The following is an 18612-nucleotide window of genomic DNA, read 5'->3' on the forward strand; positions in this document are numbered from 1 at the left end:
GGTCACCGAACAGACCAGTGCCGGGGTCAACAGCCAGAAAGTCGAGACCGACCAGGTCGCAACCGCCATGCACGAAATGACCGCTACGGTGCAGGAAGTTGCCCGCAACGCCGAAGAAGCCTCCCAGGCAGCGGCCGCCGCCGACGGCGAAGCCCGTGCCGGCGACCAGGTGGTCAGCGAAGCCATTGCCCAGATCGAACGCCTGGCCAGTGAAGTGGTGCGCTCCACCGACGCCATGAGCGTGCTGCAACAGGAGAGCGACAAGATTGGCGCAGTGATGGATGTGATCAAGGCCGTGGCCGAACAGACCAACCTGCTGGCACTCAATGCCGCCATCGAAGCCGCCCGCGCCGGTGAAGCCGGTCGTGGCTTTGCGGTCGTCGCCGACGAAGTCCGTGGCCTGGCCCAACGCACCCAGAAATCCACCGAGGAAATCGAAGGCCTGGTGGCCGGCCTGCAGAACGGCACCCAGCAAGTGGCCGCCGTGATGAACAACAGCCGCAACCTCACCGACAGCAGCGTGGCCCTCACCCGCAAGGCCGGCGTATCACTGGAGAACATCACCCGTACGGTGTCGAACATCCAGTCGATGAACCAGCAGATCGCCGCCGCCGCCGAGCAGCAAAGCGCCGTGGCCGAAGAGATCAGCCGCAGCATCATCAACGTGCGCGACGTGTCCGAACAGACCGCCGCCGCCAGCGAAGAAACCGCAGCGTCCAGCGTTGAACTGGCGCGGCTTGGCAGTCAATTGCAGCAGATGGTCAGTCATTTCAGGGTTTGACGAAACGCGTTTGCCCGCTTCTTTGAAGAGGCGGGCAAACTGATCAAGCGATTCGCGATATCTGTTACACACTGATCGCATTGGTAAACACCAGCCGATTCCCGAACGGATCACTGATGGTCATGTCCTGGCTACCCCATGGCATGGCCTGGATTTGTGGGTGGGCGTAGCGGTATTGCTTGGCCATCAACTGTTGCTGGAATGCTTCCAGCTCATCGGTCTCGATCCGCAGCGCCGAACCCGGTGTGCAATCGCCGTGGTGTTCGGACAAGTGCAGCACGCAGTCACCGCGCGACACTTGCAGGTACAGCGGATAGTCGTCACCAAAGCGATGTTGCCAGTCGACGGTAAAGCCCAGGAAATCGACATAGAACGCCAAGGCCTTGGTTTCATCGAAAATCCGCAGGATCGGGGTGGTCTTACCGAAGCTCATGGGTTGCTCCCTGGCTGAAATGACCCAGTTTAGATGGGTTGACCCCAATGCTTCGGCCTGTAAGCCGGCTTCTTTAGTATCGTAGTGCCATTATTGTGGCGTCAATTAACGTTATATCAGCCGCTTACACACCTTTAAAAGTCCGAAATCCCTGGCGAAGATTGCCTTCCCGCGCCAGGAATCGGCCTTCCCGGCGGCCGTTTGCCTGGCCATCGCGATAACTCAGGACGCCGTTGATCCATACGCCATCGATGCCCTCGGCAGCCCGTTGCGGCTGGTTGAAATCGGCGACGTCGCGGACGGTTTGCGGATTGAACAACACCAGGTCGGCCCAATATCCTTCATGGATTTCACCCCGCTCCTTCAGGCCAAAGCGTGCAGCCGAAAGGCCGGTCATCTTGTGCACGGCGGTGTGTAACGGAAACAGCCCGATGTCTCGACTGAAATGTCCCAGCACCCGTGGGAAAGCGCCCCACAACCGAGGATGGGGAAAAGGGTCCTCGGGCAAGCCGTCGGAGCCGACCATCGACAATGGGTGTGCGAGGATGCGTCTTACGTCGCTTTCGTCCATGCCGTAGTACACCGCGCCGGCCGGCTGCAAGCAGCGCGCGGCTTCCAGCAGTGGCATGCCCCATTCGGCGGCGATGTCGATCAAGTCCCGTCCGCTCATGTGCGGGTGCGGCGTCGACCAGGTGATGGTGATGCGATGGGCATCGGTCACTTGCTTGAGGTCCAGCGTCGAAGAGCTCGCCGCGTAGGGATAACAGTCGCAACCGACGGGATGGCTTCTGGCGGCAGTTTCCAACGCCGCGAGCACCTGTGGACTACGCCCCCAATTACCGGCCCCCGCACATTTGAGGTGGGAAATGATTACCGGGCTCCGGGCATGACGGCCGATCTGGAAGGCCTCGTCCATCGCTTCCAGCACCGGTTCGAATTCGCTGCGCAAGTGGGTGGTGTAGACCGCGCCGAACGCTGCCAACTCTTCGCTCAGTTGCATGACTTCATCGGTCGACGCACAGAACGCGTTGGCGTAGGCCAGGCCGGTGGATAAACCCAGCGCACCGTCCTCCAGGCTTTCGCGCAGTTGCTGACGCATGGCGGCGATTTCGCCTGCGCTGGCGGTGCGCAGCAGATCGTCCAGGTGGTTGCTGCGCAGCGCCGTGTGCCCGACCAGTGCCGCGACATTGACCGCCGGCGTGGCGGCTTCCACCGCCGCACGATAATCAGCGAAGCGTGGGTAGGCGAACGCCTGGGCAGCACCGAGCAGGTTCATCGGGTCCGGTGGATCGCCCCGCAGGCTGACGGGCGCAGCGCTGATGCCGCAATTGCCGACGATGACCGTGGTGACGCCCTGACTGAGTTTGGGCAGCATCTGCGGTTGGCGTATGACTACCGTGTCGTCGTGGGTATGCACGTCGATGAATCCCGGCGCCAGCACCCGGCCGGCGGCGTCGACTTCTTCAGTCGCCCGGGCGGCGCCGAGGTCGCCGATGTGCTCGATACGACCGGCGCGTATCGCCACGTCGGCGCTGTAGCCGGGCTTGTCGCTGCCGTCGATGATCAGCGCGTTGCGAATAAGCGTGTCGTAGTGCATGTCAGTCTCCCAGCGGCAGGTCGTCCTCGCCGCCTCGGTAATCGTCCAGGGCGAGCTTGACCCGCCGCAGGCGCTCTTGATTGTCTTGCGGATGGGCCAGCGCCAACTCGGTGGCGAGCACATCGATCGCCAACAGCATGCCGTAGCGCGCCGCCGTGGGTTTGAAGATGAACGAGGTTTCGGCACCTTGCAGGGGCAGCACCACATCCGCCAGGTGGGCCAGCGGCGAGTCGGCACGGGTAATCGCCAGGATCGCTGCACCGTAGCTGCGCGCCAGTTCGACCGCGCCGAGCAGCTCCGGGGTGATACCAGTCAACGAACAGGCAATCACCAGATGCTGATCGCTCAGCGAAGTGGCCGTGATACGCATCATCAGCGGGTCGCGGCAGGCGGCGATCGGGTAGCCGAAACGCACCAGCCGCACCTGCAACTCTTCGCCGCACAGCGCCGACCACCCGCCGAGCCCGAACGCATGGATCATCCGCGCCTTGCCGATCATCCGTACCGCGTCGGCGAAGCGTGACTCGTCAAATGCCGACAAGTGCTGGCGCAGCGTCGACTCGATATCGCCGACGATCTGCCCATAAAACGCCGACTGCTCGGGCGCGCCCGTGGGGTCGAGGAAACGGCTGCCAACGCCACTGGCCTGGGCCAGTTGCAGGCGCAGATCGCGCAAATCGCGGCAACCGACAGTCCGGGCAAAACGCGACAGTGTGGCACTGCTGACTTCGGCGCGTTGGGCCAGTTCATCCAGGCTGGCGGAAGCGGCAAATCCTACGTCGTCGAGCATCAGTCGGGCGATTCTTCCTTCGCCTGCACTGAAGAAATCCTGACGGGAGCGGATCTGGTAAAGGATGTCCATGACGGCACCTCTGTTGGAGCGCGATCAGAGCACGCGCGCAAGCCCGAGGGTCAGGCCGAACGCGACCAGGGAGATCAACGTTTCGAGCACGGTCCAGGTCTTGAAGGTTTGGGTGACAGTCATATTGAAGTATTCCTTGATCAACCAGAAGCCGCCGTCGTTGACGTGGGAAAAGATCACCGACCCGGCGCCAGTCGCCAGCACCAACAGTTCAGGATGGGGATAACCGAGGCCGATCGCCACGGGCGCGACAATGCCCGAGGCCGTAGTCATCGCCACCGTCGCCGAACCGGTGGCGACGCGCATCAACGCGGCGAACAGCCAGCCCATGACCAACGGCGACAACTGGAACTCCTGGGCCAGCCCGACGATCTGCTGGGTAACGCCAGCGTCCACCAGAATCCGGTTCAAACCACCGCCGGCGCCCACCAACAGGGTAATGCTGGCCGTAGGCGCCAGGCACTCGTTGGTGAATTTGAGGATCGATTCGCGGTTGAAGCCTTGGGCCAGGCCGAGGGTCCAGAAGCTGAGAATGGTCGCCAGGAGCAAGGCGATCACCGAGTTGCCGATAAACAACAGAAACTGGTTGAAACCGCTTCCCGGTGTGGAAATCAGGTTGGCCCAGCCACCGATCAACATCAGGACCACCGGCAACAGGATCGTCCCCAAGGTGATACCGAAGCCCGGCAGATTTGCACGTGGCTCGCGGTCGAGAAATTGCCGCTCCAATGGGTTCTCGGCCGGCAGCTGAATGCGGGGCACGATGAATCTGGCGTACAGGGGACCGGCGATGATTGCGGTGGGAATGCCGATCAGGATGGCATACAGCAGGGTCTGCCCCACCGAAGCCTGGAATGCCTGCACCGCCAGCATCGCCGCCGGATGCGGTGGCACCAGGGCGTGGACCACCGACAGCCCGGCCACCATTGGCAGGCCGACCATCAGGATCGACACGCCGACACGCCGGGCAATCGTGAATGCGATAGGCACCAGCAGCACAAAGCCGACCTCGAAAAACAACGGCAACCCCACCAGGAACGCAATGCACACCATCGCCCAGTGAGCGTTGCGCTCGCCGAAGCGCTCGATCAGCGTCTGCGCCATCCGCTCCGCGCCACCGGACTCGGCCATCATCTTGCCGAGCATCGTGCCCAAGGCCACCACCAGCGCAATGTGCCCCAGGGTTTTTCCCACGCCCGCCTCGTAGGCGCCGACGACGCTGGAGGGTGGCATCCCGGCCAGCAGCGCCAGGCCGATGGAAACCAGGGTAATCACGATGAACGGGTTGAGACGGTAGCGCGCGATCAGGACAATCAGCGCAATGATCGCGATCGCCGCGTAGACCAACAGCCAATAACCGAAATCAGGGGCCATGCGTTACTCCTCGAATGGGGTCACGTCGTTGTTTATGAAACTCATAAATCATTTCGAGAAGAAATCCACAAACCCGCTGAAAGTAATTTTCGCCCACAGACAAAAAATGTCGCGCAGGGACATCGAGACAAGGCGCCGATGAAAATCCACAGCCGAATTTTCATCGCCAAACAGGCCCTTCGTCGCGAGGGAGCTTGCTCCCGCTGGCCTGCAAAGCAGGCCCCCAGAAAAGCCAATCACTGGCCCCAAGGTCGTCGATTCCGTACCATTCCCCTCCTGCTTTTCGCACCACTTCTTCGGCAGCCGACTCTTCACCGGCGCCCAATCAGGTAAACCATGAAACCAGCTCGTCTTCGCGCCGACGCCCTCGCCGGCCTCACCACCTCTTTCGCCTTGCTCCCGGAATGCATTGCCTTCGCCCTGGTTGCGCATCTGAATCCGCTGATGGGTCTGTATGGCGCCTTCATCATCTGCACGTTGACAGCCCTGTTCGGCGGGCGGCCGGGCATGGTGTCGGGGGCGGCGGGATCGATGGCGGTGGTGATCGTCGCGCTGGTGGTGCAACACGGCGTGCAGTACCTGCTGGCCACGGTGCTGCTGGGCGGATTGATCATGATGGCGTTCGGGCTGCTGCGGCTGGGCAAGCTGGTGCGGATGGTGCCGCACCCGGTGATGCTCGGTTTCGTCAACGGCCTGGCGATCGTCATCGCGTTGGCGCAACTGGAGCACTTCAAGAGCGACGGAACCTGGCTGAGCGGCGCCCCGCTGTACCTGATGGCCGGCCTCGTGGCGTTGACCATGGCCATCGTCTATCTGCTGCCGCGCCTGACCCGTAGCGTACCGCCGGCCTTGGTGGCAATCCTCGGGATTGGCCTGGCGGTCTATTTGCTTGGCCTGCCGACCCGGACGCTGGGCGACATGGCGCACATCGCCGGTGGCTTGCCGGTCCTTACCCTGCCAGATATCCCCTGGAACCTGGAAACCCTGCTGATAATCGCGCCCTATGCGGTGGTCATGGCGATGGTCGGCCTGCTGGAAACGCTGCTGACCCTTAACCTCACCGACGAAATCACTGAGAGTCGTGGTTATCCGGACCGTGAGTGCGTGGCATTGGGCGCGGCAAACATGGCGTCCGGCCTGTTAGGCGGCATGGGCGGTTGCGCCATGATCGGCCAGACGGTGATCAACCTAAGCTCTGGCGGGCGCGGCCGGTTGTCCGGGGTGGTGGCTGGGGTGATGGTGTTGCTGTTCGTGCTGTTCCTTTCGCCCCTGATCGAGCGCATTCCGCTGGCCGCGCTGGTGGGCGTGATGTTCGTGGTCGCTCAGCAGACCTTTGCCTGGGCCTCGTTGCGGGTCATCAACAAGGTGCCGACCAATGATGTACTGGTGATCATCGCGGTCACCGTCATCACCGTGTTTACCGACCTGGCCGTCGCGGTCCTTTGCGGGATTATCATCGCGGCGCTCAACTTCGCCTGGCAACAGGCGCGGGAGTTGTACGCCGACACGCACCTGGAAGCCGATGGCAGCAAGCTTTATCGGCTGCACGGCACGTTGTTCTTCGCCTCGACCACGCCGTTCCTCAACCAGTTCGACACGGCCAACGACCCCGACCTGGTGACCCTGGACTGCCGCCACTTGAGCTTCGTCGACTACTCGGCCATCGCCGCGTTGATGACCCTGCGCGAGCGCTACAGCAAGGCGGGCAAGCATCTGCGCGTGTTTCATCTGTCCGAGCGTTGCAAACAGATGCTCAAGCGCGCGGGTGTGCAGCACGACTGACGAATGCCAACACAAAACCCTGTGGGAGCGAGCCTGCTCGCGAAGGCGGAAGACCAGGCAACATGTGCTTCGACTGACAGACCGCCTTCGCGAGCAGGCTCGCTCCCAAAAGGGTGTTTACTCTTACGGCTCGAACGGCGTAACTCACACCATCTCATCAAGAATCCAAGCCACCACCGACGTGCGCTTCGGCGTCCACCCCAACAGCTCGCGGGCATTCTTGCCGCGCACGCGGCTGTTGGAGCCCAGGCCGTAATTGGCCATTTCATAACCCCACTCGGCTTCGGCATCCGCCAGCGGCCAATCCTGCGGTTCGCCCAGGTTCAGCGCCTGAGCCATCGCGGTGGTCATTTCAATGAACGAAGCTTCACCGCTTTCGACGAAGTAGAACGTGCCAGGCTGGTTGCGGGTCAGGGCCAGCGTGTACAACTCGACCACGTCCTCGATGTGCACATTGGACCAGATGTTCTGCCCCGGTCCGACATGCCGCACCACGCCGCTTTTGCGTGCCTGCTTGAGGAGGCGCGGCAGTTGCACGCTGTCACGCTTGACGCCCAGGCTGTGACCGTAGATCAGCGTGTTGCAGATCACCGCCGAGTTCACGCCATGCTTTGCCGAGCCGAGAATCAGGTTGTCGATCGCGACACGGGGCGCCTTGTCGGCGGTAGGTTGCGGCAGGGAGTCTTCGTAGTAGATGTCATCGCTGGCACGACCGCCCGATGCGTCGCCGACGATGCTCGAACCGCTGGTATGCAGCAACACCTTGTTCGAGCCCTTGAGCGCCTCGACCAACGCTTCGGCCGCGCCACGATGATCGCTGCTGGCGGCGTTGATCACCGCATCAGCAGCTCGTGCCTGTTTGATCAGCAGCGCGCTGTCTTCAAGGGTGCCGATAACCGGCGTGATGCTCAGCGCGCTCAACTCGTCGGCTTGTTCGGCGTTGCGCACCAGGCCAGTGACCTGATGGCCGGCCCGCACGAGACCGGTAGCAATGGAACCGCCGATGAAGCCGGCAGCGCCGGTAACAAATACTTTCATGGAGTAACTCCTTGGCAAAATAAGTGATGGGACGAGTATCGAGGAGCGTTCCTTGCCGAAACAGTCCACGTTGCCCAAATCACTCTTGCCTTGAAGTCACGAATCAGCCCTTGAATTCGCGCGATGCGTACCCGGCGAGCTTGCCTTGGATGAAGTCCAGGAAGCACTGGATCCTCAGCGCCAGTTGAGAGTTGCGGTAGTACACCGCGTTGATCGGCTGGCGGTAGCCGCTGTTGGCATCGGCCAGCAGCACCTTGAGGCTGCCGGCGCTGATATCGTCGCGCGTCATGAAATCCGACAGGCAAGCGATGCCCTGCCCTTGCAGCGCCAGGTGACGCACCGTTTCGCCGCTGGACGCGCTGATGGCCGGCTGGATCGGCCAGCGATCACCGTGGATGTGGCGCAGCGGCCATTGGTTGAGCCCGTCGTTCTGGGCAAAACCCAGCAGCGAATGCTCCGCCAGCTCGGCAACGCTGGAAGGTGTGCCATGCCGCTTGAGATAGGCCGGGCTGGCGAGGATGTGCAACGGACTGCATCCCAGCGACCGTGCGTGAAGCGTCGAGTCGGTCAGGGTGCCGATGCGGATGGCGACGTCTGTGCTTTGCTCGAGCAGATCGATGATCAAGTCGTTGCTGTTGAGTTCGAGCTGAATGTCGGGGTAGAGCGTGCGGAATTCTTCGATATGAGGAACGATCGCGTGCAGCATGAACGGCGATGCGGCATTGATCCGCAAGCGCCCGGCGGGGTTCTTCTGGCGGGAAGACAAGCGCTCTTCCAGCTCGTCCATCTGGTCGAGAATGCCCTTGGCCTGCTCGAAGAAATACTTGCCCTCTTCAGTCAGGTCCATGCGCCGCGTGGTGCGGTTGATCAGCGTGGTGTCGAGCTTGGCCTCCAGGCGCGACAACGTACGGCTGACCGCCGACGGCGTCTGCCCGACCTGCTCGGCGGCGGCGGAAATCGATCCGCATTCGATCACGCAGACAAAAATCTGCAACTCGTCGGATCTGGCTTTCACAGACATCCTCTCGTGGAATGCATATACCGATTAACGATCGCCTTTGTGGCGAGGGAGCTTGCTCCCGCTGGGCGCGTAGCGACCGCTTTTTGGAGGCGCTTCGCACCTCAGCGGGAGCAAGCTCCCTCGCCACGACACCTTCGCTTCAAGTCAGCCGGATACTAGCCCGATTACCGAGAAAGACCGAACACCTCAATCAAATGCCGCTCATACCGCGCCACATCTTCTTCGATGCTCGGACGCTTCATCACGTCCACGCAGAGAAACGTTGGCAGACCGGTCATGCCGAGGAACTGGTTGGCCTTGTGGAACGGGAAATACACCGCGTCCACGCCCTTGGCTTCGAAGAAATCAGTCGGGTCGTCGAAGGCTTGTTGCGGGGCGTTCCAGGTCAGCGACAGCATGTACTGCTTGCCCTGCACCAGGCCACCGCTGCCATATTTCTGCGAAGCATCGGAACGGGTACGGCCGTCGCTGGCATAGAGGCTGCCGTGGCCTTCGGTGAAGACCTCGTCGATGTATTTTTTTACCGTCCAGGGAGCACCCATCCACCAGCCGGGCATCTGGTAAATGATCACGTCGGCCCAAAGGAATTTCGCGACTTCTTCCTTGATGTCGTAGCCGCCGTCGATGAACGTGGTTTTTACATCCAGGCCGCCACGGTCGAGCACGCTGAGCGCAGTGTCGTGCAGGGTTGCGTTATAGCGACCGTCGGAGTGAGCGAATTGTTTACCGCCATTGAGCAACAGGATTTTTTTCATCGGAGCCTCATTGGTTCCACGGCGTAGACCGCTGGACGGACGCCGAAGGGAAAGATTGAAAATGATGGCGGCAGAGTACCGATGAGCTTCGCGCGGAATAAGCAGCGAAACGACAAAACTGTTTTGACCTATACGCACGAATCGCAACTGGATTGTTGCCGTAAAATTCGCCGGACCCTTTGACCAGGAGCCCACCTGATGAGTGAATTGCACGGATTCATCCTGCACGCCAAGACCCGCCCGGAAAAAGCCGAAGCCTTCGAAACGCTGTTTCGCGCCTACGTCGAACCGAGTCGTGCCGAGCCTGGCTGCATCGAATATCACATGCTGCGCGACCAGCAGGACCCGACGTTGTTTATCTTCTATGAGATCTGGGCATCCCAGGCGGACCTGGAAGTGCATTCGAACCTGCCGCACATGAAGCAGTTCTTCGAGCAGCGCATGGACTATCTGGAACGCGACTTCGAGATCCGCCGCGTCGACATGCTCAGTCGATCCTCGGCTAGCCGTTGATCAACAAATGGCCGCCGAGCGCGCCAAGGCCAATGAAAAAAACCCGCTTGAACAGCACGGCGCTGATCCGCTGGCGCAGCCATTGCCCCAGCCACATCCCCAGCAGCGCCGGCACCAGCGCCAGCAGCGAAGCGCTCAGTTCACCGCCCCCCAGCGCACCGCGCCACAGCAGGCCAGCCGCCAAAGCCAGCGTCGAGACGGTGAATGACAGGCCCAAGGCCTGCACCAACTCATCCTTGCTCAAGCCCAGCGCTTGCAGATAAGGCACCGCCGGGATGACGAACACGCCTGTGGCCGAGGTGATCACACCGGTCAACACGCCACAGAGTGGCGCAAGCCAGTGTTCGTTCCGAGCGCTCACTCGCAACGTCGGCAGCAGCAACCCGCTCAGCGCATACAACACCAGCGCCGCGCCGAGCGCCCGTACTGCCCAGGCGCCGCCCACCATGCCGATCCACAACGTGCCAAGGCCGGTGCCGATGAAAATCGCCAGCAGCAGCGGCCACAAGCGCCGGATCAATGCTTGCAGATGCCCGCCAGATGCCAGTTGCCAGACGTTGGTCAGCGTGGCCGGAATCAGCAATAGTGCCGCAGCCTGTGCCGGAGCCATAGCCAGGCCGAGCAGCCCCATCGAGATGGTTGGCAGGCCTAGGCCAATCACGCCCTTTATGGTACCGGCCAGCAGAAAGGTGCCGATGACCAGCAAGGAAAGGGCCAGGCCGAGGTTTTGATAGAAGGCGAGGAGTGTGTTCATGGGGTTATCGTAAGGTCCGCGCCCGGGTTTGAAAATGTGCCATATACTGAGGGTGCCTCTTGTCTGGCGATAGGCAAAAAAATTTACATCGCCGCTTTCGCGAGCAGGCTCGCTCCCACAGTCGAAACACAGAACCCTGTGGGAGCGAGCCTGCTCGCGAAAGCGATAAACCAGACACCGCAGCCCCCGAGAGCAGCCCATGCACTTCGATCTCACCGACCTGCGCCTCTACCTGAACATCCTCGACACCGGCAACATCACCGCCGGCGCCGCTCGCAGCCATCTTTCCCTGGCAGCGGCAAGCGCCCGGGTGCGTGCCATGGAGGCGTCCCTGGGCATCGACCTGCTCGAACGCGGGCGGCGCGGCGTCACTCCGACGCCGGCCGGCAAAGCCTTGGCCCAGCACGCCCGGGTCTTGCTGCAGCACGCCGAACATCTGCAACAGGACCTGGCCGAATACGCCAAAGGCGTCAAAGGCCAGGTGCGGCTGCTGTGCAACACCAGCGCGATGACCGAATACCTGCCCGAATTACTCGCCAGTTTCCTCAATAGCCACCCCAACCTGGACATCGACCAGCAGGAATTGCCCAGCTCACGGATCACCCATGCGTTGCGCCAGGGCGCCGCAGACCTGGGTATCGTTTCCGACGCGGTGGACACCGCTGGCCTTCAGACCTGGCCTTTTCGTGACGATCCGCTGGTCCTGGTCCTACCGTCGGGACATCCCTTGGCTGACGGCCGCACGCCGAGTTTCAGCGAGACCCTCAACCACGACTATGTCGGCCTGAACGCCACCAGCGCGCTGGCGATTTACCTGGAGGAACAGGCGCTGCACACCGGAATGCGCATGCAGATCCGCATTCGCGCCGAGGGCTTTGACGGGGTGATCCGCATGGTGGCCCATGGCGCGGGTATTGCCGTCGTGCCGAAAGCCGCTATCGAACGCCGTCCATCCCAATCCTCATATCACTACGTGCCGCTGCAGGAGGCCTGGGCACACCGGGCCCTGTTGCTTTGCGCACGGAATTTCGAACGGCTTCCGGCCTACGCCAAGGCCCTGGCCCGGCATCTGGCCGAATGATGCGCGCTTCTGGGCAGCCCGGTGTCGAGTTCAGGCATCTGCCTGGTACTTCTCCACGCTAGGGTGCAGGTTCTTTTCTGCCCCTTCGGAGCTCACATGACCGCCCCCATCACCGTCCTGCGCGATACCCATCCGCTGCCCGTACTCGATGCCTGCAAATGGGAAAAACTCGAAGGCGACCCGCACACCGTCAACCTCAACGCTTATACCAGCGAGGACGGCAGCAAGATCATGGGGACCTGGATCTGCACGCCCGGCAAGTGGCGGGTGGACTACGTGAAGTGGGAATACTGCCATTTCCAGGAAGGCTACTGCGTGATCACCCCGGACGGCATGGCACCGATTCATCTGCGCGCCGGTGATATTTTTGTCGTCGAACCAGGCATGAAAGGCACTTGGGAAGTGGTCGAGACCGTGCGTAAATATTTCGTGTTTGCCTGAAACAAAAAAGCCGAGGGACCACCCGACATGGTCGCTCGGCAAACAACTTTCAAATCTGAATGGTGCCCTTTGTGGCGAGGGGATTTATCCCCGTTGGGTCGCGAAGCGGCCCTGAAAACTGGCGCCTCGATGCACCAGATAATTGAACCAACTATTTTCGGGTCGCTACGCAACCCAGCGGGGATAAATCCCCTCGCCACAAAAGCCTCTCGATATCACAGGTTCACTGCGGCTTGCGATAGCTGTTCACAATCGCCGAGAAATCCTTGCCGCCCTCGCCCCGCTGGCTCATCGCCTGGTACAACTGCTGCGCCACTGCCCCCAGTATCACCGGCTGGCGGGCCTGCCGCGCGGCTTCGGTGGCCAGGCCCAAATCCTTGAGCATCAGGTCCGCGCCAAACCCGCCGGTATATCCACGCGCCGCCGGGGCCGTTTCGATCACGCCGGGCCATGGGTTGTAGGTATCGGAACTCCAGCATCGGCCGGTCGAACTGTTGATGATGCCGGCCAGCACCTGGGTGTCGATCCCCAGGGCATCGCCCAAAGCCATGGCCTCGCTGACGCCGACCATGGAAATACCCAAGAGCAGGTTGTTGCAGATCTTGGCGATCTGCCCGGTGCCGACTTCGCCGCAATGCACGATGTTGCGGCCCATTTGCGCTAGTACCGGTTGCAGGGTGGCGAACAGCTCAGGCGTGGCGCCGACCATGAAGGTCAGGGTGCCCGCCGCCGCGCCGCCGGTGCCGCCCGAGACAGGCGCATCGGCCATTGCCACTCCCTGCCTGGCAGCGGCAGCCGCCACGTCACGGGCGGTTTGTGGATCGATGGTGCTGCAATCCACCGCCGGCGTGCCGGCGGCGATACCTGCCAGCACGCCGTCTTCGCCCAGCCAGACACTGCGCACATGGGCAGCGGCCGGCAGCATGGTGATCACCAGCGCCGCGCCCTGGGCCGCATCGCGAGGCGAGGCGCTGATGGTGCCGCCGAGCGCCGCCAGTTCGGCCAGCACCGTCTGGTTCAGGTCGAACAGGTTCAGCGAATGGCCGGCTTTGAGCAGATTGCGCGCCATCGGGGCGCCCATGTTGCCGAGGCCGATAAATGCGATGTTCATGTCCGGCTCCTTAACGCAAGTTGATGGTGGTGTTCACACCGTCGTTGACGCTGTCATCGTCGAACCAGCGCGCGGTGACGGTCTTGGTCTGAGTGTAGAACTGCACCACTTGTTTGCCGTAAGGGCCGAGGTCGCCGAGTTTCGAGCCGCGGGAGCCAGTGAAGCTGAAAAACGGCACCGGCACCGGGATCGGGATGTTGATACCGACCTGGCCGACGTCGATTTCGCTCTGGAATTTGCGCGCCGCCGCACCGCTCTGGGTGAACAGGCCAGTGCCGTTGCCAAACGGATTGGCGTTGACCAGGGCGATCGCTTGATCGAGGGTATCGACCTCCAGCACCACCAGCACCGGGCCGAAAATTTCCTCGGTGTAGATGCGCATGTCGGTGGTTACGCCGGAAAACAGGGTCGGACCGACGAAGTTGCCCTGCTCGAAGCCCGGCACGCTGATGTCGCGGCCATCCAGTTCAAGTTTTGCGCCTTGCTGCACGCCGCTCTCGATCAGTTCAAGGATGCGCGCCTTGGCTCGCTTGGAAATCACCGGGCCGACATCCGTGCCCGGCTCGCTGCCGGCATTGACCTTGAGTTTCTGCGCCAGCGCCTTCAGCTCCGGCAACCATTGCCTGGCCGCGCCCACCATCACCACCACCGAAGTCGCCATGCAACGCTGGCCCGCCGCGCCGAAACCGGCACCGACCAGGGCGTTCAGGGTTTGCTCGCGATTGGCGTCGGGCAGCACCACGGCGTGGTTCTTGGCGCCCATCATCGATTGCACGCGTTTGCCATGGCGACCCGCCAGGTCATACACATGGGTGCCGACCGCCGTTGAGCCGACGAAGGAAACGGCCTTGATGTCCTTGTGAGTGCAAAGCGCATCCACCACATCCTTGCCGCCGTGCACCACGTTCAACACGCCCGGCGGCACACCGGCCTCGATGGCCAGCTCCACCAGCAGCATGGTCGACAGCGGATCCTGCTCCGACGGCTTGAGGACGAACGTATTGCCGCAGGCGATGGCCATCGGGAACATCCACAGCGGGATCATCGCCGGAAAATTGAACGGGGTAATACCCGCGCACACACCAATCGGCTGGCGCAAGGTATAGGTATCCACCCCACCGGCGACATTCTCGGCAAACTCGCCCATTTGCAGGGTGCCGATGGAACAGGCGTGCTCGACCACTTCCAGGCCGCGGAAAATATCGCCTTCGGCGTCGGCGATGGTCTTGCCCTGTTCGGCACTGAGCACCGCGGCGATGCGCTTGGAATGCTCGCGGATCAGCGCCTGGAGCTTGAGCATGATGCGCATCCGCGCACCAATCGGTGTCAGCTTCCAGGTCTGGAAAGCACGCTGGGCAGCAGCGATGGCGGCATCGACTTCCGACGCGGTGGCAAACGGTACCTTCGCCAGCACTTGTTGGGTGGCCGGGTTGACGATGTCGTGCCATTCGCTGGATTGGGACTCGACCCACTCGCCATCGATCAGCAATCTGACGGTTTGCAGGGCTGTGTCGCTGGGCGTAAGGGAAACGTTCATGCTGGCCTCCGGGATTGTTCTTATAAGGGCGCGCTGGTTCAGCAACGACCAAGGTGAAGAGTCACCTTGGTGATGCGACGGTTTTTGGAGTATAGATGTGCAAACTTCTAATAAGAACGCACATAAAAACCGGTCCATCATGCAAAAAAACATCACCTCCTTAGGGTCGCTGAATTGGGACGACCTCAAGTTTTTCCTCGAAGTGGCCCGCACCCGCAAGGCCAGCACGGCCGCCAAGCGTCTGGCCGTCGACTACACCACGGTGTCGCGACGCATCAGCTCGCTGGAAGCTTCCTTGGGTACGCTGCTGTTCGAAAAATCCCGGACCAACGGTTTTGTCCTGACGGCTGAAGGCCAACGTTTACTGGGCTATGCCGAGTCGATCGAAAGCACGCTGCACATGGCTTGCGAACAAGTTTCAGGCTCAGGCGTCGCGCTGTCCGGTCATGTACGCATGGGCTGTACGGAAGGCTTCGGCAGCTTTTTCATCACCCCGCAGTTGAGCCATTTCGTCGACGCCTACCCGGCGATCTCGGTGGACATCCTGCCGCTGCCGCACTTCATCAGCCTCTCCAAGCGCGAAGCCGATATCGTCATCGCCCTCGAGCGCCCCGAACATGGGCCGTATGTGTGCTGCAAACTCTGCGACTACCGATTGCAGCTTTATGCAACCCGGCAATACCTGGACAACCACCCACCCATCCACCGCCCGGCAGACCTGAACAAGCATTCGTTCATCAGCTATGTGGATGACCTGGCGTTCAGTTCCGAGCTGCTCTACCTGGCCAACGTATTGCCCGGCGCCCACGCTCATTTGCGCAGCACCAGCGTGATCGCGCAATTCGTCGCGGCGCAACAAGGCCGGTCACTGGCGATCCTGCCATGCTTTTTGGCCGCCCAAGACCCACGCCTGCTGCCGGTGCTGCCGGAGGAGATCACTGTCACCCGGCAATTCTGGATGTACTGCCGGGAGGATCTGCGCAAGCTCAAGCGGATCACGTTGTTGTGGGATTACATCCGGGAAGTCACCGAACAGAACCAGCCACTACTCATGGGCGACAGCCGGGAGATGGTGTTTGCCGATTAGTCGGCGATGACCACGATGGCCACGCGACGATTTTCGGTGCGCCCGCTGGCGGTGTCGTTGGGGGCGACGGGTTGGCTGCTGCCAAGGCCGCGCAACTGGACGTTCTCTTCGCGCATGCCCACGCCTCTCAAGACTTTGCCAACGCTTTCGGCCCGACGTATCGACAGTTGTTCGTTATAGGCCTGGGAGCCCGATGCATCGGTGTGACCGTCGATACGTACCCGCTCGATTCCCGCACCCAGCAGTGCCTTGCCGATCCGCTCGACGATCTCGGTACTGGCCGGGTTGAGGCTTTCCACGTCACTGCCAAACAGCACTTTGCCCGAAAGTCCGAAGGCCCAGCCGTCGTCTGTCAGTTTGAACCCCTGCTCCTTGAGAACAGCGATCTGCGCTGGGCTCAGGCCTTTTTGCGGCGTCGTCTGGCATCCGCTGAGGGCAAAAATGGCGATGAACAAAAATGCTGCATAACGCAGCAGAGAAAAACGCGAATTGGAAAACATGCAAATCAGCTCCTGGTTTGAAGATCCGCGACCGGGTGCTCCGACCCCGCCGTGTGTTGGCCGCCTCGGGCGAGGCGTTTGGCCTGGTACATCGCCGCATCAGCGGCGCTGAGCAAGGCGCCGGGCGTGGCGCCATGATCGGGGTAAACGGCGATGCCGATGCTGAGGGACGTCAGGACCGAGGCATTGCCGGGCAATTGAATCGGCATCTCCATGCTGGCGATGATTTTTTCAGCGATCCGTTCGGCATCCTCGGTCTTGTGCAACGGCGCCAGCAGCACGGCAAACTCGTCACCGCCCAGACGCGCGACCAAGTCATCCTCACGCAACTGCGCCCGGACCCGGGTCGCCACGGCGGTCAACACCGCGTCACCGGCGGCATGACCAAAGTTGTCGTTGATGCCCTTGAAGCGATCGCTGTCCAGGTAGAGGACGGCCACTTGCTCGTCGAGCTTGTTGGCATTGCGCAAGGCACGGATCAGCCGACCTTCGAAAAAGGCCCGGTTCGGCAGCCCGGTCAGACTATCGTGGCTGGCCTGGTGAGCCAGGGTCTCGTTTTCACTTTGCAGATGGGTCTGCCAGGATTCCAGCTCGGCAAGCAGTGCGTTGAAGTCGTTGCCCAGGTTATCCAGTTCAGCGATATCGGCCGGTGGCACTCTGCGATCCAGGGCGCGCTCGCAACGGGCGGCGTGGGCTACTTCAGCCAGGCTACGCAAAGGTCCGGTAATCGCCCGCAGCTGACGGCGCGCCAGATACAGGGCAACCCAGGCACTGACCGCCGTGCACAGAATGATCCCGGCCAGGCCGCTGAGCAGAAAGCGCAACAGGCTACCGCCGTGTCCTGCCAGCAGGATCCTGCCGATGTTCTGTTCCTGGTGGATGATTGGCAGGCTGATGGGCTTTTCCAGGAATGCCTTGGCGATGTGCAATTCCAGCTCCGACAGAAGACCGGTTTCCGGTCGCCGCCAATGCGCCAACAGGCGGCCACTTTCATTGAAGACCTGGGCATCGGCGACTTCCTCAGTGGAAGCAATCAGAGCCAGCGCTTCGGTGGCCGCCGCAGCGTCATCGAAGACCACGGCCGCCTCCACGGTGTAGCTGATCGAACGGGCAATCAGATGCAAGTTGTGATCGGCATAGACCCGTAAGGCAAGCACGCCCAACAAGGTCAGGGAGACGCTGGCCATGGTGATCGCCACCAGCGCAACGATCAGGTGACCGCGACCGATGACCGAGCCCAACGTGGGACGAATTCGTGATCTGGACGAATTCATGGCGCGGCGGGCCTACGGCGTGACAGCTGGAGGACGCTCGGATGGATGCGTACACCGCTGCGTGCCACCGAGTCGAGGTTGACCTCGAACGACACCTGTTCATCTCCGACCCGCAGGCAGAACAGGCTGCCCACGGTGCATTGGTCGCCGCCTTCGCTGATGCTCAACACCGGTTTGCCGATCAGGGACGCAAACAATCGGGAACGTTCGTCGTTGGTCAGCCGGCCGATGTAGACGGCATTGCAATCGTTCGCAATGCCGGGATGATCGGCCAGCAAGCGCTGTACCGTCACAGGCCTGCCGGTGGCCTGGGCGGTGCCTTTGACCAGGTCGTCGGTGTATTGCGTCGGACCGACGATGCACAGCTGCAATTGCGTCGGTTCAACAGGCCAGCGAGCGTAGCTGAGGATCCCCAACACGACCTGGGTGACCGCTTCGGCCCGCTGTTCGGCCCGAGTGGTAGAGGTCGGCTCCTGGGCGGCAATTGCAGGCGACAGCAAGCACAGCAGACCGGCGAGCGCATAATGCCTCCGGCCGTTTCCGCGCGCCGCCCCCCGAACCGCCGCTTCCATGGAGAATCTCTTGGTGTGGATAAGTGCGAAACGATAGCACAGTGTCAAAAAGCCAGCGAGACAGAGTCCTACGCAAATTTCCGTCAGAAAACAGACTAA

General features: G+C 61.7%; 19 protein-coding genes. 6 read left to right on the forward strand and 13 right to left on the reverse strand.

The features are described from left to right. Window positions 1–76: 76 nt before the first annotated feature. On the forward strand, window positions 77–781 hold the full coding sequence (locus J3P84_RS24030; RefSeq protein WP_370871140.1) for a methyl-accepting chemotaxis protein: 705 nt from the start codon (window positions 77–79) through the stop codon (window positions 779–781). Between the two features lie 64 nt (window positions 782–845). Here J3P84_RS24030 and J3P84_RS24035 read toward each other — a convergent pair whose 3' ends face one another. The 4 genes from J3P84_RS24035 to J3P84_RS24050 form a co-directional block, all read right to left on the reverse strand. Further along, window positions 846–1214, reverse strand: a complete 369-nt coding sequence (locus J3P84_RS24035; protein ID WP_434569886.1) for a glyoxalase superfamily protein — start codon at window positions 1212–1214, stop codon at window positions 846–848. A gap of 124 nt (window positions 1215–1338) precedes the next feature. After that, window positions 1339–2811 carry an N-acyl-D-amino-acid deacylase family protein gene (locus tag J3P84_RS24040; protein WP_434626266.1) on the reverse strand — a complete coding sequence of 491 codons (1473 nt, stop codon included), beginning with the start codon at window positions 2809–2811 and terminating at the stop codon, window positions 1339–1341. A gap of 1 nt (window position 2812) precedes the next feature. Further along, the gene (locus J3P84_RS24045) at window positions 2813–3673 is read right to left on the reverse strand and encodes a MurR/RpiR family transcriptional regulator (protein ID WP_434626267.1); all 861 of its coding nucleotides are present in this window, start codon (window positions 3671–3673) and stop codon (window positions 2813–2815) included. A 24-nt stretch (window positions 3674–3697) separates the two neighbouring features. Further along, on the reverse strand, window positions 3698–5047 hold the full coding sequence (locus J3P84_RS24050; protein WP_434602741.1) for a gluconate:H+ symporter: 1350 nt from the start codon (window positions 5045–5047) through the stop codon (window positions 3698–3700). 336 nt (window positions 5048–5383) lie between these two features. Here J3P84_RS24050 and J3P84_RS24055 point away from each other — a divergent pair, with 336 nt between their 5' ends. Next, window positions 5384–6829: a SulP family inorganic anion transporter gene (locus tag J3P84_RS24055; protein WP_434626268.1), complete on the forward strand. Its 1446-nt coding sequence runs from the start codon at window positions 5384–5386 to the stop codon at window positions 6827–6829. Window positions 6830–6973: 144 nt separating this feature from the next. On the opposite strand, the gene J3P84_RS24060 is transcribed toward J3P84_RS24055, so the two are convergent. The 3 genes from J3P84_RS24060 to J3P84_RS24070 form a co-directional block, all read right to left on the reverse strand. Further along, entirely contained in the window at window positions 6974–7867 is an 894-nt protein-coding gene (locus J3P84_RS24060; RefSeq protein WP_434626269.1) for an NAD-dependent epimerase/dehydratase family protein, read from the reverse strand. Between the two features lie 103 nt (window positions 7868–7970). Further along, complete coding sequence (locus tag J3P84_RS24065; RefSeq protein ID WP_434626270.1) at window positions 7971–8882, reverse strand: LysR substrate-binding domain-containing protein; 912 nt, start codon at window positions 8880–8882, stop codon at window positions 7971–7973. A 170-nt stretch (window positions 8883–9052) separates the two neighbouring features. After that, window positions 9053–9643: an NAD(P)H-dependent oxidoreductase gene (locus J3P84_RS24070; protein ID WP_434626272.1), complete on the reverse strand. Its 591-nt coding sequence runs from the start codon at window positions 9641–9643 to the stop codon at window positions 9053–9055. Window positions 9644–9841: 198 nt separating this feature from the next. Here J3P84_RS24070 and J3P84_RS24075 point away from each other — a divergent pair, with 198 nt between their 5' ends. Next, a complete protein-coding gene (locus J3P84_RS24075; protein WP_434626273.1) occupies window positions 9842–10156 on the forward strand; it encodes a putative quinol monooxygenase in 315 nt (104 codons plus the stop codon). Here J3P84_RS24075 and J3P84_RS24080 read toward each other — a convergent pair. Further along, window positions 10146–10910, reverse strand: a complete 765-nt coding sequence (locus J3P84_RS24080) for a sulfite exporter TauE/SafE family protein (protein ID WP_434626274.1) — start codon at window positions 10908–10910, stop codon at window positions 10146–10148. The two genes, J3P84_RS24075 and J3P84_RS24080, sit on opposite strands and share 11 nt — an antisense overlap. 199 nt (window positions 10911–11109) lie before the next feature. On the opposite strand from J3P84_RS24080, the gene J3P84_RS24085 reads away from it, so the two are divergent. Continuing rightward, a complete protein-coding gene (locus J3P84_RS24085) occupies window positions 11110–11991 on the forward strand; it encodes a LysR substrate-binding domain-containing protein (protein ID WP_434626275.1) in 882 nt (293 codons plus the stop codon). A 96-nt stretch (window positions 11992–12087) separates the two neighbouring features. After that, on the forward strand, window positions 12088–12432 hold the full coding sequence (locus J3P84_RS24090; RefSeq protein ID WP_003177747.1) for a cupin domain-containing protein: 345 nt from the start codon (window positions 12088–12090) through the stop codon (window positions 12430–12432). A 223-nt stretch (window positions 12433–12655) separates the two neighbouring features. On the opposite strand, the gene mmsB is transcribed toward J3P84_RS24090, so the two are convergent. Together mmsB and J3P84_RS24100 are read right to left on the reverse strand one after the other, a co-directional pair. Beyond that, entirely contained in the window at window positions 12656–13543 is an 888-nt protein-coding gene (gene mmsB / locus J3P84_RS24095) for a 3-hydroxyisobutyrate dehydrogenase (protein ID WP_434569898.1), read from the reverse strand. Window positions 13544–13553: 10 nt separating this feature from the next. Beyond that, the gene (locus J3P84_RS24100; protein WP_434569899.1) at window positions 13554–15080 is read right to left on the reverse strand and encodes a CoA-acylating methylmalonate-semialdehyde dehydrogenase; all 1527 of its coding nucleotides are present in this window, start codon (window positions 15078–15080) and stop codon (window positions 13554–13556) included. 139 nt (window positions 15081–15219) lie between these two features. On the opposite strand from J3P84_RS24100, the gene J3P84_RS24105 reads away from it, so the two are divergent. Then, complete coding sequence (locus J3P84_RS24105) at window positions 15220–16167, forward strand: LysR family transcriptional regulator (RefSeq protein ID WP_434569900.1); 948 nt, start codon at window positions 15220–15222, stop codon at window positions 16165–16167. On the opposite strand, the gene J3P84_RS24110 is transcribed toward J3P84_RS24105, so the two are convergent. The 3 genes from J3P84_RS24110 to J3P84_RS24120 are packed head-to-tail and all read right to left on the reverse strand — an operon-like array spanning window position 16164 to window position 18513. Beyond that, complete coding sequence (locus tag J3P84_RS24110) at window positions 16164–16667, reverse strand: OmpA family protein (RefSeq protein ID WP_434569901.1); 504 nt, start codon at window positions 16665–16667, stop codon at window positions 16164–16166. The two genes, J3P84_RS24105 and J3P84_RS24110, sit on opposite strands and share 4 nt — an antisense overlap. A 5-nt stretch (window positions 16668–16672) precedes the next feature. Next, a complete protein-coding gene (locus tag J3P84_RS24115; protein WP_434626276.1) occupies window positions 16673–17941 on the reverse strand; it encodes a diguanylate cyclase domain-containing protein in 1269 nt (422 codons plus the stop codon). Next, window positions 17938–18513, reverse strand: coding sequence for a YfiR family protein (locus tag J3P84_RS24120; RefSeq protein WP_434626277.1), 576 nt, complete (start codon window positions 18511–18513; stop codon window positions 17938–17940). Before J3P84_RS24120 ends, J3P84_RS24115 begins: the two co-directional genes overlap by 4 nt. Window positions 18514–18612: the final 99 nt, after the last annotated feature.

The sequence above is a fragment of the Pseudomonas sp. Z1-29 genome (genome assembly GCF_051131995.1).
Taxonomy (GTDB): domain Bacteria; phylum Pseudomonadota; class Gammaproteobacteria; order Pseudomonadales; family Pseudomonadaceae; genus Aquipseudomonas.

Coding starts and splice junctions, on each gene's coding strand:
- J3P84_RS24030 (WP_370871140.1), top strand. CDS start 77: ATGACCGCTACGGTGCAGGAAGTTGCCCGCAACGCCGAAGAAGCCTCC.
- J3P84_RS24080 (WP_434626274.1), bottom strand. CDS start 10,910: ATGAACACACTCCTCGCCTTCTATCAAAACCTCGGCCTGGCCCTTTCC.
- J3P84_RS24060 (WP_434626269.1), bottom strand. CDS start 7,867: ATGAAAGTATTTGTTACCGGCGCTGCCGGCTTCATCGGCGGTTCCATT.
- J3P84_RS24120 (WP_434626277.1), bottom strand. CDS start 18,513: ATGGAAGCGGCGGTTCGGGGGGCGGCGCGCGGAAACGGCCGGAGGCAT.
- J3P84_RS24100 (WP_434569899.1), bottom strand. CDS start 15,080: ATGAACGTTTCCCTTACGCCCAGCGACACAGCCCTGCAAACCGTCAGA.
- J3P84_RS24075 (WP_434626273.1), top strand. CDS start 9,842: ATGAGTGAATTGCACGGATTCATCCTGCACGCCAAGACCCGCCCGGAA.
- J3P84_RS24110 (WP_434569901.1), bottom strand. CDS start 16,667: ATGTTTTCCAATTCGCGTTTTTCTCTGCTGCGTTATGCAGCATTTTTG.
- J3P84_RS24050 (WP_434602741.1), bottom strand. CDS start 5,047: ATGGCCCCTGATTTCGGTTATTGGCTGTTGGTCTACGCGGCGATCGCG.
- J3P84_RS24085 (WP_434626275.1), top strand. CDS start 11,110: ATGCACTTCGATCTCACCGACCTGCGCCTCTACCTGAACATCCTCGAC.
- J3P84_RS24105 (WP_434569900.1), top strand. CDS start 15,220: ATGCAAAAAAACATCACCTCCTTAGGGTCGCTGAATTGGGACGACCTC.
- J3P84_RS24115 (WP_434626276.1), bottom strand. CDS start 17,941: ATGAATTCGTCCAGATCACGAATTCGTCCCACGTTGGGCTCGGTCATC.
- J3P84_RS24090 (WP_003177747.1), top strand. CDS start 12,088: ATGACCGCCCCCATCACCGTCCTGCGCGATACCCATCCGCTGCCCGTA.
- J3P84_RS24040 (WP_434626266.1), bottom strand. CDS start 2,811: ATGCACTACGACACGCTTATTCGCAACGCGCTGATCATCGACGGCAGC.
- J3P84_RS24045 (WP_434626267.1), bottom strand. CDS start 3,673: ATGGACATCCTTTACCAGATCCGCTCCCGTCAGGATTTCTTCAGTGCA.
- J3P84_RS24070 (WP_434626272.1), bottom strand. CDS start 9,643: ATGAAAAAAATCCTGTTGCTCAATGGCGGTAAACAATTCGCTCACTCC.
- J3P84_RS24055 (WP_434626268.1), top strand. CDS start 5,384: ATGAAACCAGCTCGTCTTCGCGCCGACGCCCTCGCCGGCCTCACCACC.
- mmsB (WP_434569898.1), bottom strand. CDS start 13,543: ATGAACATCGCATTTATCGGCCTCGGCAACATGGGCGCCCCGATGGCG.
- J3P84_RS24035 (WP_434569886.1), bottom strand. CDS start 1,214: ATGAGCTTCGGTAAGACCACCCCGATCCTGCGGATTTTCGATGAAACC.